Raw genomic sequence first — 13,851 nt, 5'->3', positions numbered from 1 at the left:
TTCTTTTTAGCTAAAACTCAGAGTTTAATAGTGAAATTTCAATTATCTGCTTTTGTATTTATCATTACCTTTTTTTTGTTGTTAACACCAATTGCAAAAGCTGAGTTTCAAACATTAGAAGAATTTTCACACAATAAACAATGGAAAAAATTACTGCATATAAAGTCAGATAATCAAAGTTATATTACAAGTGAGCACTTTTGGTTGAGTAAAACCAGAAACAGCACAGCTTTAACAGAACTAAAAGCCACTATAGCAGCTTTCAAGCAACCGCTAACCAACATAGAATTTGTAGATCAACACCCGCAATGTCAATTCCCAGCCAGATACCAGGTAATCAAAAAGCATATTGATTTATCTCAATATGGTACATTTAAAGATATTACTTGTACCAAATATCAAAAATGGCGAAAACAATTAAATATTGAATCATTAAGTTTAGTATTTGCATCAGGTTACATGAGTAATCCAGCTTCAATGTATGGCCATCTTTTTTTAAAACTCAATAATGTAAATAGTAACAATTTGCTTGATTCAAGTATCAATTATGGAGCAATAGTGCCCAATGCTGAAAATCCAATAATCTATATTTTAAGAGGTATTTTTGGTGGTTATGACGCAGGTTTTTCTGACAAACAATTTTATCGCCATCATCATAATTACACTGATATCGAATTAAGAGATTTATGGGAATATAAACTAAACTTATCTCAATTCGATGTTAATTTAATCACAAATCATATTTGGGAGTTATTAGGGGTTAAGTTTGATTATTATTTTATTGATGAAAACTGTGCCTTTCATATTGCAAAATTATTAGAGCTTGTTTTAGATCAACAACTCATCGCTGATGATAGTCTATGGGTGATGCCAAGTTCTGTGATAAAAAAATTAACTAAGCATAACTATCATCAATCTTTAGTTAACGACATAAAATACATCCCATCAAACGAATCAATTTTACATAATTACTTTGAGCAATTAACCCAAAATCAAAAGTATGTTTCGCAGGTTTTAATTGCAAACCAATTTGATTTTTCAGATCATCAATACCAACAGCTGGTCATTAAAGACAAACAAATTGTTATAGAAGTTTTATTACAATACTTTGGCGTGTTACACGCAAAAGACAAAGACAACCAAAGCTTGCTTCAATCCAAAAAAAAATTATTGAAGCAGAGGTTTACTTTACCTTTAGGCAAATCATTAACTCATCAAAATAATAAAGAAAACATCCCCCCACATTTAGGTATGCCACCATCTAAGTTCTCAATTGGTATGTCTAGCAGTGATCGCGATTATTACAATACCATTGGCTTTAGAATGAATTATTTTGATTACTTATCTTTTAGCTCTAAAAATAAATTTACTAATGTCGAAATGCTTGATCTTACTTTAGCCATTGAGGATAAGGCGCTTAAAGTAAAAAAAATTGATGTGATTGATATTACTTCTTTATATACAGCTCCTAAAATATGGCAAGATGATTTTTCCGATGCTTGGGCTGTTACCGTTGGTTACCAGCAAATAAATAACGCATGCCTTAATTGCGGTGTATATTTTGCCCAAGGTCACTTAGGTAAGTCCTATGTTGTTAATGACAGTACGTTAATCTATTCCTTGTTAGGAGCCAAAGCTTTTGTTGGCTACAAAGATAAAATCTCACTTTCGGCTAAATTAGGCTTTATTACAACACTCAATAAAAAACTCAAGTCTAAACTCGAATTTTCATATAGAGATAATCACAATTTAGCTGACCTCAGTAACACCAAGCTTAATTTAGAGCTAAATTACCATTTTGCACCTAATTGGGAATTACGATTAAAGTATGAAAAACAGAAATCAAGCTTAGTCGGTATTAACCTTAATTATTTTTGGGATTTCTAAATCCCGCTATCATAAATTTAAAACTATAATTCACCATCTAATTTATCAACTTGGATTAATTAGGCTTTATCGTATCTCGAATAATATGCCATTGAACCACTATTTCATGTATAATACGCGGCCTTAAATAGTGCGTGGTTAATAACCACTTGTTATAAAAATCAATTTTGGAGTAACTGGTTATCATCCAGACTAATAACATCACAATGCAATTTGGTGCTGAGCCTTTGTTTGAAAACATTTCAGCTAAATTTGGTAACGGTAACCGCTATGGCTTAATTGGCGCAAATGGTTGCGGTAAATCAACATTTATGAAAATCCTAAGCGGTGTCCTTGCACCAAGCGCAGGTAATGTTTCAATCACACCAGGTTTAAAAGTGGGTACTTTAAGTCAAGACCAGTTTGCTTTTGAAGAATATTCTGTTATTGATGCTGTGATCATGGGTGATAATGCCCTATGGGAAATAAAACAAGAACGAGACCGTATTTATTCTTTACCAGAAATGAGTGAAGAAGATGGTATGGCTGTTGCTGAACTTGAAAGCCAGTTTGCTGAAATGGATGGTTATACAGCGGAAAGCCGTGCCGGGCAGATATTACTAGATGCGGGTATTGAAGAAGAGCTACATTTTGGTCTAATGCAACAAGTTGCACCCGGTTGGAAGTTACGTGTTTTACTAGCACAAGCACTATTCTCAAATCCTGATATTTTATTACTTGATGAACCAACAAATAACCTAGACATTCATACTATCAACTGGTTAGCTGGCGAGTTAAATCAGCGTAAATGTACTATGTTAATCATTTCCCATGATAGACACTTCTTAAACTCTGTATGTACTCATATGGCTGATATTGATTATGGTGAATTACGTATTTACCCTGGTAACTACGAAAAATTCATTGAAGCATCTAGCCTAATTCAAGAGCAGTTACTTGCAGAGAACGCTAAGAAAAGTGCTGAAATAAATGAGTTACAAGATTTCGTAAACCGTTTTGGAGCTAATGCATCTAAAGCAAAACAAGCAAGCTCTCGTGCTAAAAAGATGGATAAAATTAAACTTGATGAAGTTAAATCTTCTAGCCGTTTAAAGCCATCTTTAAGTTTTGATCCTGGCAAAACCATGTATCGCTCTGCTCTTATCTTAGAAGAGTTTGGCCATGGTTTTGATGGTGAAACTTTATTCCAAAATGGCGATTTAATATTAGAAGCTGGTGCTAAATTAGCTATTATTGGTGAAAACGGTGTTGGTAAAACAACCATGCTTCGTTGTTTAGTTAATGAACTTAAACAAAATCATGGTGTTATTAAGTGGTCAGAAAATGCTTCTGTGGGCTACTGCCCTCAAGACAGTTCAGCTGATTTCGACAATGATTTAAGTATATTTGATTGGATCTCACAATGGCGTACAACTAAACATGATGATTTAGCAGTACGTGGTATTTTAGGCCGTTTATTATTTACTGCCGATGATGCAAATAAAAAAGCCCGTAATTGTTCGGGTGGTGAGAAAAACCGTTTATTGTTTGGTAAATTAATGATGCAAGATATCAATGTATTAGTAATGGATGAGCCAACTAACCACATGGATATGGAAGCAATTGAAGCATTAAATAATGCGCTAAAAGTTTACGAAGGTACTTTAATTTTTGTAAGCCATGACCGTGAATTTGTATCATCACTCGCTACGCGAATTATTGATATTAATGACAAACAGGTGATCGATTTCCAAGGCACATTTGATGAGTACATGTCTAATTTAGCACTTACTCAAGACGTCGCTTAATCCATAATCGACTACGTAAACATTACGTAGTCGATTAACCTGCAGTAAACCTCTTTATTAGTAACTCCACTTTCTAACAGAAAAATTCAATCTGTCTTTTTTACCTACCATACAAAAACTCTCACATATCACATTTTTAAATTGCACTATCAACGCACTCACTAGCCATTCCAATTAAGGGTAATATGGTGTCATTTACTAAACAAAATGCCTCTATAAGTACAAGTGGTAATACTGTTTGGATTGGTAATAATCAAAATAGTGATACAGTGACATTAGTACAATCACCTATAGGCGTAACTGGTACAATTCGTTCTGACAATACCTTATTCAAAATCGCACCAACTCAAAATGGCGAACATACCATTACTGAGATAGATGAAAAACTGATTTCACTGTCAATGCAACTGCAGCAACATCAGATATCAAGTTATTAGTGGAATATACCAATGCTGCAAAATCTAAAGTGAAGGATATCAACAGCTTAATTGATTTAGCAATTACAGAAACCAATACAGGCTATTCAAATTCAGGTGTAAACGCTACTGTTTCACTTGCTCATAAAGCACAAGTGACTTACACAGAAGCAAGCAATTCAAGTACTGACTTAACACGTTTAGCAGCAACAAATGATGCTTATATGGATAAATTGCATACATTACGTGATCAATACGCTGCAGATGTGGTTGTATTGGTTAATGATGTAAATGGCTATTGTGGCCAAGCTGATGCAATTGGTGCCAATGCATCTTCAGCATTTGTAATTGTAGATTATGATTGTGCTACAGGTTATTACTCTTTTGGTCATGGTTATCAGGATCCACAATCTCGCTGGCGCACAGTTATGGCGTATAACTGTACTTCAGGCTGTACTCGTATCAACTACTGGTCAAATCCAAACAAAACCTACAATGGTGATTTAATGGGCACAACCACTAAAAGTGATAATGCACGTGCGCTAAACTTAACATCTCCAGCTATGGCAAGCTTCAGAACAGGTGTTGTTTTACCTCCTGAAGTGACTGCACTTGAAAATAATACAGCTATCGCAATCAGTGGCGCAAAAGACAGTGAAACATCATATACATTTAGCGTACCTACCGGGGCTTATAATATTTCAATCTCAACGTCAACTGGTACAGGTGATGCGGATATATATGTGAAAAGAGGCTCAACAGCGAGTAAAAGTAATTATGATTGTCGTCCATATGAGTCTGGCAATGTTGAAAATTGCCCGCTAACACAAAGTGGTGAATACTCAATTATGGTTTCAGGATATGCAGCTTATAGCGGTGTTAATTTAATTGGTTCTTACCAACTAGGTGGTACAACATTACCTATTACTGTTTCTGAATCAAACCTATCTGATGCTAAAAGTGGCTGGAAGTATTTCACTGTAGATGCACCAGCTAATGCTACAAGTATTAAAGCCGTTTTATCTGGTGGAACCGGTGATGCTGATATTTACATTCGTAAGGGCTCACAACCAACAACTAGTAGCTATGATTGTCGTTCATGGAATACTGGTAATAGCGAATCTTGTGAAACAGCCATTACAACTGAATCAACTTGGCATGTGGGTGTTAACGCTTATGCTGCATACACAGCGGCAAACTTAGAAATCACAGTAAACTAACAGCAATAATGTAAATCTAAGGGGCTTTTTTGCAAACAAGCTCCTTACTTAGTGCTTTGAATAACACCACCATAAATATCTATGGCTAAATCTCTCTTATTTGAATAATGCTCAGGTGTTAAGCCTATTATTTTTTTAAAATTCTATCGTGAAGTTGGAATTAGTGACAGTGAAATACTCAAACACACTGTATTTAAACAAAGTTAAGCGCTTTCAAGAACCTTTTATAAATTTAATGTTTTTACCCAAGATGCTTTCCAATGAGAGCATGGTTTTTGCTTATTATACTCTTCAACTATTTTACCTAAGGCATTTCTTACTTTAATACTACTCTCATTGTAAAAAGATAAAACGTCTTCGCAATTATCTAAGTTAGCTTCAATTAAACGTAACCCAAGTTCTGAGTTTAAAAATGATTGACTTGGTATATTAGTAACTATGGGGATCAACCCAGTGCTCAGCGCTTCTTGTAAAGACAATGACTTCCCTTCTCTTGGACTTAAGCTGATATAAAAAGCACATAATTCAATCAGATTTTCAATTTCTTGATGTGTTTGTGAACCATGAAATATTATATTTTTTTGGTCATAACATTTTTTCAATTTTTCTAATAGCGTGCCATCACCAACTATATGTAACTTTCCTTTAGAACATGTTTTAATCCAAGCAGCACAAAGTTTATCAACACCTTTCGTTTCTTCTATACGACCGAAATAGATTGCATCATGTGTATTATAGGAAGCCTGGCTAAATAGAGATGACTCATTTTCAATTATTGCAAATTTGCTATTAGGTAACTTATCAAAAATATACTCGTTAACCAAAATGACTTTTTTACAAAATAAACTTAAAAATTTAAATAATTTATAATTGGACTTAGGGTGTTTACCCGGACCATGCAAGACTAAAATATCTTTTTGAAATACAATTCGCATCATACATAGCACGGATGCCCTAGAGTCATGAAAAATAAAAGTATTGGTTGGGTTAATAAGTTTGAATAACAACTTAATCAAACTTACAAACCCAGCGCCTTTTAATGTTATAAATGTAATACCCAACTCTTGCTGCATTTTTCTTACATAAATTTCAGCACCGCCAAAATCTTTATTACTATATAAAATGTTATAAATCATATGCGGCTATATATTCTTTTATTTGTGTAAGGTAATCGGATGAACTTACATGCCGAGAATTTATTCGAGTTTCTTCACTCCAGACTTGCTCCTGAGTTAATCGCAACATTTTTGATGTATTGAAATTAAAATCTAATAAAGATGACCTATAACCCGCCAAAAAATCTACATTATTATAAATCTGATCAACTACTTTAAACTGTTGTAGCTCTTTATATTTATTGCAATCAGATCTTGGATGTAGCTTTACATAAATTTTACCTTGGATTTTTTCTGATAATTGTTTTAATAGATTTTGTTCCTGTTTAGATGTTATACCTAGCGTTGTAGTTAAAGGTTCATCAACATAAAAACATTTTATTGGCTGAGTATTAATAATAGTTGAAGTTGAAGAGCCAAAAGTACTAACACAAGGCTCATCACACTTAATATAATTGACATTCTTAATATGCTTAAAGTGTTGCTGCCATTCAGCTTTGTATTCATCGGTATAATAAAGTATGTGAACGCTAGGTTGTTTATTGTTTTTTTTAATTAAGTTTGAAATTTTTGGTAACTTAAGCCTTCCCATAGATGAAACCCACATGGCTACTTTTTTAAAATTATTCACATAATAATTTAAGGGAACACTCTCACGTCTAGGATTTTTAGCATGTTGTAATATAACAATATTTTTATTTAATTTTGATGCTCGTTTATAAGCTGCAATATCTGGCGGGCGTCTTCCCCATATAAAAACCGTTTGTGCTATGTTAAATTTACATCTCCCCAAAATAGATGTTAATTTTTCATGATAATAATAAGCACAATCATTACCTAATAAATGATTAGCAAACCTTTTCCTTTCTAAATCATTAATATTTATAGATAAATATTTCATACTTCGTTCACCCTTTTTTCATCAATAATTTTATTTGCAAGAAACCAAAGTAATGGATCTGTAAGTGGAATTTTTGTAACTATCAAACACAAAAACATTGGACTTTTAAAGCAGCAAAAAGCTAAAAGCATGCCTACCGGTACAGCTAATACTCCAAAAATCAGAATACTAGAAAAAATAGGCCCTAGATCAAACACAACATTATTTTTAAGCGTTTCTTCGTCTAAACCAAAAATAGGAAGCTGCTCATAAAATAAATTTACGGCTTGAAATCTTGTAACCATAGACAAATCCATTTGCGAATACACATTTATTTTATAGAGTAAGAATTCAACAACGATATAGCCTATCCATACAAACGCAGGCGAAATAAAAACAAGGATGGCTAATTTAATTTTAAATTTTAAAGGGCTTTTTATTGCTAAATAAGACAAGAATACTAAAGATACAACTGCCGCCGCAGAAAAACTTAATAATGAGAAAAATAATAAAGATATTTTTGAATAGAAAAAATCTTTTGTAGATATTAAATGTAACGCAAAAGCAATTCCTATCAAATGATATGCGAAAGTTGAAGGTTCTTGATATAATCCTGATCCCCTAAATTTGACTAATGAGAATGCACCAGTTGAATGTCTTGATTCTCCATAAATAAATTGTGCTATTAAATCAGTATCTAATATCAGGATCGATATAATAGATAAAACAAAAAAAACAATTTGAAAATAGCCAACTCTTATCCAATCTTTAGCTTTAATTTTAAAATCAAACAAAATAAAGCTCACAGATATTGCACAGTAAACAACAATAAGTACTTTACTTGGTTCATTTTTAAACGCGACACATATAATACTCAGTGATGTCAGTATTATTAAGCTAATAAGTAAGCGGACTAATGAAAAACGCCTATGATTTATTAATGCTAATAAAATAGCCAGCGGAAAAAAGAGTTTTAATCCTATAAATGGAATTGGGATCGTTGCTAAGCTAATAGTCATCGCATAAGTAAAGCTAAGCATTATTATACTTAAAACAAAAGTAATGAAATAAACCAATAAGGCTTAAGTAAAAAATAATTGCTCCAATATAATCAAGCTTTACATTGAAATTGGAAAGTGTGATGTTAAATAAATAAAGGCTTGCACTCACCATAACGCTTATTTTTATCATAGTATTATATGAAGCTTTATAATTCAGTAATATATTAAAGTGACCAAATTTTAAGAGGATGAATTCAAATATAAGAAGGATAATAAAATAAGGCAGTAATTTAAATTCAACTAAAAAAGCTACGCATATCATTGAAACAGCAGATAAAATATAAAAAACATTAAGTAGACTTAGCTTTATTTTATTAAATACATCTGTTTTACCTTCATTATGATCTAATTGTTTCACTCTAATTAAAATTAGAGCACCTATTGAGCCAGAAATAAATGCACTTATTTTCAGTAGTAATAAGAAGTCCACACTTAAATAAAACAGATTTTTAAGTGTGAAATATGTTACCAGTGGGAATAAGAATGTTGTAAGTGAGTCAACTAGATAAGGTTTAATGTTAGATAACTTTATTCCTATCAGATCTGGTGCTTTTGGTTTATATAGGTAAAAAGTAATAAATAATAAAACAAATATTTCAATCATTATAAAATGAAAGATATTAGTATTATCAGGCTTTAATATAAAAAGGCATACAGCTATTAATAATGACCCATTCACTAGGCCATTTTGAATGATGAAACCTGGCCTTTTACCTTCTCTAATATAAAAACAACCTAAGTTAAACAATAGAGCTGAAATTACAGTTAATGATAAAATTAAATATGCGGTTAAGTTCACAAAATACAAAGGCTGTATTGATAAAAAGATGACTAGTTGAAACCAAAATAAATTGTCTTTAGCTTGCATTTTTTTCTTAAAAGATAAAGCTTGCTGTAAATGAATAGGTAAACCAAACCTAAAAAAAGGCAACAAAATAGGTATAATTAATAATGCTTCCATTAAAAATTCAGATATAGTTGCTTTTGAATCAATAAAATCAACAGATTTAATTAACGTGAATAAAACGACTGCAGGAACACTTCTACAAACTAAGTCTAATACCCGACTTTTTTGTGTTTTCGCAAAAAGCCTTATATCAGATAAAGCTTCCATAATACTATTGCCCCATACCAGTTATTACTGTTTTGATCGTACGAAGTAATATTTTAAAATCTAACCATAAACTGTAATTTTTAATATAATGAATATCATATTTGTGTTTCCATATAGCATCCTCTAAAGAAGAACCATAGCTATACTTAACCTGTGCAAGCCCTGTAATACCTGGCTTCAATGCATGTCTAAAATAATAAAAAGGTATTTCTTTTTCTAGTTGTTCAACAAAAAAAGCCCTTTCAGGTCTAGGTCCGATTAAAGACATTTCACCTTTAAATACATTGATTAGCTGAGGCAACTCATCAATGCGAGTTTTTCTTAAAAACTTACCAACAACTGTGACTCTAGCGTCATTTTTATTAGCCCATTGAATACCTTTTGCTTCAGCATCATTCCTCATTGAGCGTAACTTATAGACATCAAATTCAGTATTTTTTATTCCTACTCGACTTTGTCGATATAGAACAGGTCCTTTACTTTCTAATTTAATCGCAAAAGACGCTATAACGAGTATTGGTAAACATATCGTAAGTAAGATAAAAGAAATAAAACAATCAATAATTCTTTTAGTAATTAAGCTTTTTCTATTAGATAAAATAGTTAAAGGAGTGCCTTGGATAAAGTAGCTTTCATATAGTAACTCAACTTCAGTATAACCATGCTTTCTCTCTAAATAAGTTAGAATACTTTCTACTTGAGCACCACTTTGTGTTGCATGTAATAAATATTGTTTGTACTTATCAGATAACTTTTCATGTTGATAATATAGAACTACTTTATGCTTTAAATCATTTAAATTTAAATCATTAAAAACGATAAAGCATTTAGAATTCGAGAGTGATTTAGTAATCTTTTCTTGAAGATCGTTTGGACAAAACACATAAATTGTATTTTTTTCTCGTTCAGATTTGTGCATCGGTTTTGAGTCAGCAATAACTCCATCATCACTCATACTCATTCCATTAGACAACTTGAAATTCATATATAAACCTTACATTTTTATTTCACTCCTTCCTTTGAAAATATTATCCTATTAATGAAAACAAACGTTAACAACAGATTAACAATTAGTTAGCTAAAACTCATACTAATAGACTACAACCTCTATTACAACAAATAAAAGTATATTTTTTGATCGGCACGCATCATGTTGTTGATATAAATACATTAAAAAATCAACTAAAACATTATTTTACAATGCAAAAAATTAAAACTATTTTCAATCATATAAGTTAATCTACAGATAATCTGGCATAGCACAATTGTGCTGCAACCTTTTGAATTTATTTCCTAACAAGTGTATTGTTTAAGTATTGTATTGTAAAAACGATACAGTACTAAACATTCATATTTTTTATTAGGCGTATATGAAGAATTTAAACAAAGGTTTTACTGTAATCGAATTAGTCACTGTAATAGTTGTTCTGGCTATCATTGCAGTCACCGCCCTGCCAAAGTTTTTATCTTTATCTAAAGACGCTAAATTACAAGTGCTTAGTCAAATAGAAGTAAGTATAAAAACAGCCAATGATTTTATGTATATTCAATCTCAACTACCAAGCTATGCAGCCCTGCCAGTACCAGGAAGAGCAGACCTAATTGATGTCGATACCGATAAAAATGGCACTTATGATACACGCTTAAAATGGAATTACTTAGATAATACTGATATCGAAAAACGGATCACACTTTCGAGTGATTTAAAAATTAAGTATCAAGGCATTACAGATACTTATATTGGTTATGATACAGCTAGAGACAATCAAGTCGCTGATAATAATTGCTATTTTAGATACACACAGGCAGCAGGATTAAACTTAAAACCGACTTATGCAGTACAAACCAGTAATTGCTAATTAATTGGTTTTTAATCTAAGTTACAATTGTTTTATCATTTAAGGAAGTTAAAAGTATCATGGACAATAATCAACCTGAAAATTTTCGTTGGATACTCATTAAAAAAGGCTTTGTATTTCAATTAAAACTGGGCGCCGATGCCCTTAGAGATTTTATTCTTAGCCCAATATCAATCATTTTATTAATCACAGATGTATTATGTAGACATGATGCAAAAAACAGTCTTTTTTATAAAATGATGAAATATGGGCGGTTAAGTGATCATTGGATTAATCTATTTGAGATTAAACAAGGTTTTGGCTTTAGAAAAAATAAAAATGTTGATCATTGGATAGATAAAGTTGAAACAATTATCAATGAACAACAACATACAGGTAAAATGAGCCAAGCAGCTAAAGATAAAATAGACGCTTATTTAGATAAAATAAGTCGCCACTCATAAATATTTACCCTATCTGATAATATTTACGAATAATCAAAAATATTATCCCAATGACTATCTAATTGCTTTTTAGCTTCATCAAGCTTTATTGCACAATATTTATTATTTTTTATTACAACTAACTGCATACGTTCAAGCTTAGACAAGGCATCTGATATTTCAAAATCTAGTTCACATTGATATTTACTTTTAAACCAATACTCTATTTTGGAATCAAGAGCGCTAGCTTCAAGCCCATGAGGTTCTTTAAGTAAAAATGTATAGGCTAGTATCGCTTCTTTAAAATCTTCTTCTTCAGCAGAATCAACTAAAGTATGAAATACCCCCGCATTGTTATCTAAATTTTTAAAATAAAGATTATCAGAAAGCGCCTTCATAAATTTAATTTTACGATTTTTAAATTTACTCCACTCTTTAAAAATAAAGCCGCCAAATACCCCCATGCCAATTGCAAAAGACATAAAGTGTTGTTGCGTCATTTCAACAGTTTCAGATCTAAAACCAAACCAAAAGGCGAATAACGCAGTAAGTAAAATAAGTGAAGCTCCCAATTTAGTAACTAATATAACAGCACCACCTACAACTGCTGAAACACCAATAAACGCTTTATCTATTGGTCGCATTTTTACTTCACTATTGGGAAATAGCATTTCTAAATCTGCTTTTGGCACATTTTGGAATAGTTTGACTATAGTGGAACTAGGCTCAAAACCAACTGGCTGCTTACTTTTTTTATCAAAATAGCTTTTATCTTTAAAAGTAATGAAAACTGCTACACGATCATAATTAGTAAAATGAATTGTTTTCTTCCGAAAACCCCAAAAGGAGCTAATAGAATCTGTTAATTGAGATTCACCTCTGCAATAAAAAACCACTTGCTCAAAATCTTCAAATTCAACTTCTAATCGTACCCTCTGACCTATCCCCCAAAAATAAGACCATGACATTGATGAGATTTCCAATAAACTGGAGACAATGGAGATCTCAAAATGAAGAAACGTTACAGCGAAGAACAAATTATCAAGGCCATCAAGCAACATGAGGCTGGTGCAAAGGTAGATGACATCTGTCGAGAGATGGGCATATCCTCAGGTACTTTCTACAACTGGCGCAGTAAATATGCTGGATTGGAAGTCAACGAAGCCAAGCGACTCAAGGATCTTGAGTCTGAGAACAATAAACTAAAGAAGTTGCTTGCAGATAAATTGTTGGAAGTTGAGGCTATGAAGGATGTACTGTCAAAAAAGTGGTAACGCCAGCAGCAAGGAAACCGGTCGTCCGACATCTCATTGACGAATTTAGTTTGAGTGAACGGGTGGCTTGCAAGCTTGCTGGTGTGAGTAGAACAGGGTTTCGATATAGTCTAAGGAATAAGACGGATGATTCCGTTCGTACACGGCTGAAAATACTGGCAGCGCAATATCCGCGATACGGTTATTTGATGCTTCATGGCTTGCTTAAAGGCGAAGGCTTAGTGGTCAATCGGAAACACACTTATCGCCTCTACACTGAAGAAGCACTACAGGTGAGGACTAAGAAGCGTAAGAAGCTAACACGCCCTAGGCAGCCTATTGAGGTTCCTACAACCCCCAACCAACGTTGGTCTATGGACTTTGTATCGGACCAACTGAGTAATGGGAGACGCTTTCGTGTATTGAATATAGTTGATGATTTTTCACGAGAAATGGTTGGTCAACTTGTCTCAGTTTCTATTAGCGGACGACAGGTGGCTCGGTTTCTTAGTGAATTGATAGAGCAACGGGAAAAACCAAAGAAAGTGATTTGCGACAATGGAACCGAATTCACCAGTAAAGCGATGTTCTTCTGGAGCAAGGAAAGCGAGGTACAACTGGGCTTTATTCAACCAGGCAAGCCAACACAGAATGCATTTGTTGAAAGCTTAAACGGGAAGTTCAGAAATGAATGTTTGAACCAACACTGGTTTAGAACCTTAGATGAAGCGCGATATGAAATCGATTTGTGGCGCAAGCACTACAACACAGTTCGACCACATAGCTCACTGAATTATTTGCCGCCTGTTGAATATGCGAAAAGAGCAGCATAATATA

At 32.8% G+C, this 13,851-nt stretch carries 12 protein-coding genes and 1 pseudogene; 7 read left to right on the top strand and 6 right to left on the bottom strand.

The genetic code is table 11. From position 1 onward, the window contains the following. Positions 1-30: 30 nt before the first annotated feature. The 4 genes from PSA_RS09015 (at position 31) to PSA_RS09000 (ending at position 5,310) form a co-directional block, all read left to right on the top strand. Positions 31-1,887 carry a DUF4105 domain-containing protein gene (locus PSA_RS09015; protein WP_042144600.1) on the top strand — a complete coding sequence of 619 codons (1,857 nt, stop codon included), beginning with the start codon at positions 31-33 and terminating at the stop codon, positions 1,885-1,887. Positions 1,888-2,069: 182 nt separating this feature from the next. Continuing rightward, positions 2,070-3,674, top strand: coding sequence for an ABC-F family ATPase (locus PSA_RS09010; RefSeq protein ID WP_082305679.1), 1,605 nt, complete (start codon positions 2,070-2,072; stop codon positions 3,672-3,674). A 188-nt stretch (positions 3,675-3,862) separates the two neighbouring features. Beyond that, the gene (locus PSA_RS09005; protein WP_127924095.1) at positions 3,863-4,111 is read left to right on the top strand and encodes a hypothetical protein; all 249 of its coding nucleotides are present in this window, start codon (positions 3,863-3,865) and stop codon (positions 4,109-4,111) included. Next, entirely contained in the window at positions 4,111-5,310 is a 1,200-nt protein-coding gene (locus PSA_RS09000; RefSeq protein WP_052379929.1) for a PPC domain-containing protein, read from the top strand. The genes PSA_RS09005 and PSA_RS09000 overlap by 1 nt, the downstream gene beginning before the upstream one ends. A gap of 224 nt (positions 5,311-5,534) precedes the next feature. Here PSA_RS09000 and PSA_RS08995 read toward each other — a convergent pair whose 3' ends face one another. Genes PSA_RS08995 through PSA_RS08975 form a run of 5 tightly spaced genes read right to left on the bottom strand, consistent with a single transcriptional unit; the run spans position 5,535 to position 10,435 of the window. Next, positions 5,535-6,446 carry a glycosyltransferase gene (locus tag PSA_RS08995; RefSeq protein WP_042144596.1) on the bottom strand — a complete coding sequence of 304 codons (912 nt, stop codon included), beginning with the start codon at positions 6,444-6,446 and terminating at the stop codon, positions 5,535-5,537. Then, a complete protein-coding gene (locus PSA_RS08990) occupies positions 6,436-7,326 on the bottom strand; it encodes a hypothetical protein (RefSeq protein ID WP_042144593.1) in 891 nt (296 codons plus the stop codon). The genes PSA_RS08995 and PSA_RS08990 overlap by 11 nt, the downstream gene beginning before the upstream one ends. Continuing rightward, positions 7,323-8,345, bottom strand: a complete 1,023-nt coding sequence (locus PSA_RS08985) for a hypothetical protein (protein ID WP_042144591.1) — start codon at positions 8,343-8,345, stop codon at positions 7,323-7,325. The genes PSA_RS08990 and PSA_RS08985 overlap by 4 nt, the downstream gene beginning before the upstream one ends. Then, positions 8,338-9,480, bottom strand: a complete 1,143-nt coding sequence (locus tag PSA_RS08980; RefSeq protein ID WP_042144588.1) for a hypothetical protein — start codon at positions 9,478-9,480, stop codon at positions 8,338-8,340. Before PSA_RS08980 ends, PSA_RS08985 begins: the two co-directional genes overlap by 8 nt. Positions 9,481-9,484: 4 nt before the next feature. Beyond that, positions 9,485-10,435 (bottom strand): sugar transferase, encoded by a 951-nt coding sequence (locus PSA_RS08975; RefSeq protein WP_042144586.1) that lies wholly within the window; start codon positions 10,433-10,435, stop codon positions 9,485-9,487. Between the two features lie 415 nt (positions 10,436-10,850). On the opposite strand from PSA_RS08975, the gene PSA_RS08970 reads away from it, so the two are divergent. Both PSA_RS08970 and PSA_RS08965 read left to right on the top strand, forming a co-directional pair. Next, entirely contained in the window at positions 10,851-11,339 is a 489-nt protein-coding gene (locus PSA_RS08970; protein ID WP_042144583.1) for a Tfp pilus assembly protein FimT/FimU, read from the top strand. Between the two features lie 59 nt (positions 11,340-11,398). Further along, positions 11,399-11,782: a hypothetical protein gene (locus PSA_RS08965; protein ID WP_052379928.1), complete on the top strand. Its 384-nt coding sequence runs from the start codon at positions 11,399-11,401 to the stop codon at positions 11,780-11,782. Between the two features lie 23 nt (positions 11,783-11,805). Here PSA_RS08965 and PSA_RS08960 read toward each other — a convergent pair. Then, positions 11,806-12,696 (bottom strand): annotated as a pseudogene (locus PSA_RS08960) (TMEM143 family protein); the annotation flags it as partial. Between the two features lie 75 nt (positions 12,697-12,771). Between PSA_RS08960 and PSA_RS08950 the strand changes: the two are divergent. Next, positions 12,772-13,847 (top strand): IS3 family transposase gene (locus tag PSA_RS08950; RefSeq protein WP_127924094.1). Its coding sequence is split into 2 segments (ribosomal slippage): positions 12,772-13,021 and positions 13,021-13,847, totalling 1,077 coding nucleotides; the frame shifts between segments, so codons are not numbered across the junction. Positions 13,848-13,851 lie beyond the last annotated feature (4 nt).

The organism is Pseudoalteromonas sp. '520P1 No. 423', from assembly GCF_001269985.1.
Taxonomy (GTDB): domain Bacteria; phylum Pseudomonadota; class Gammaproteobacteria; order Enterobacterales; family Alteromonadaceae; genus Pseudoalteromonas.
The sequence above is the reverse complement of the archived record's forward strand: the minus strand, read 5'-3'. Positions and strand labels throughout refer to the sequence as shown.

Coding starts and splice junctions, on each gene's coding strand:
- PSA_RS08975 (WP_042144586.1), bottom strand. CDS start 10,435: ATGAGTGATGATGGAGTTATTGCTGACTCAAAACCGATGCACAAATCT.
- PSA_RS08985 (WP_042144591.1), bottom strand. CDS start 8,345: ATGCTTAGCTTTACTTATGCGATGACTATTAGCTTAGCAACGATCCCA.
- PSA_RS08995 (WP_042144596.1), bottom strand. CDS start 6,446: ATGATTTATAACATTTTATATAGTAATAAAGATTTTGGCGGTGCTGAA.
- PSA_RS08970 (WP_042144583.1), top strand. CDS start 10,851: ATGAAGAATTTAAACAAAGGTTTTACTGTAATCGAATTAGTCACTGTA.
- PSA_RS08980 (WP_042144588.1), bottom strand. CDS start 9,480: ATGGAAGCTTTATCTGATATAAGGCTTTTTGCGAAAACACAAAAAAGT.
- PSA_RS08965 (WP_052379928.1), top strand. CDS start 11,399: ATGGACAATAATCAACCTGAAAATTTTCGTTGGATACTCATTAAAAAA.
- PSA_RS08990 (WP_042144593.1), bottom strand. CDS start 7,326: ATGAAATATTTATCTATAAATATTAATGATTTAGAAAGGAAAAGGTTT.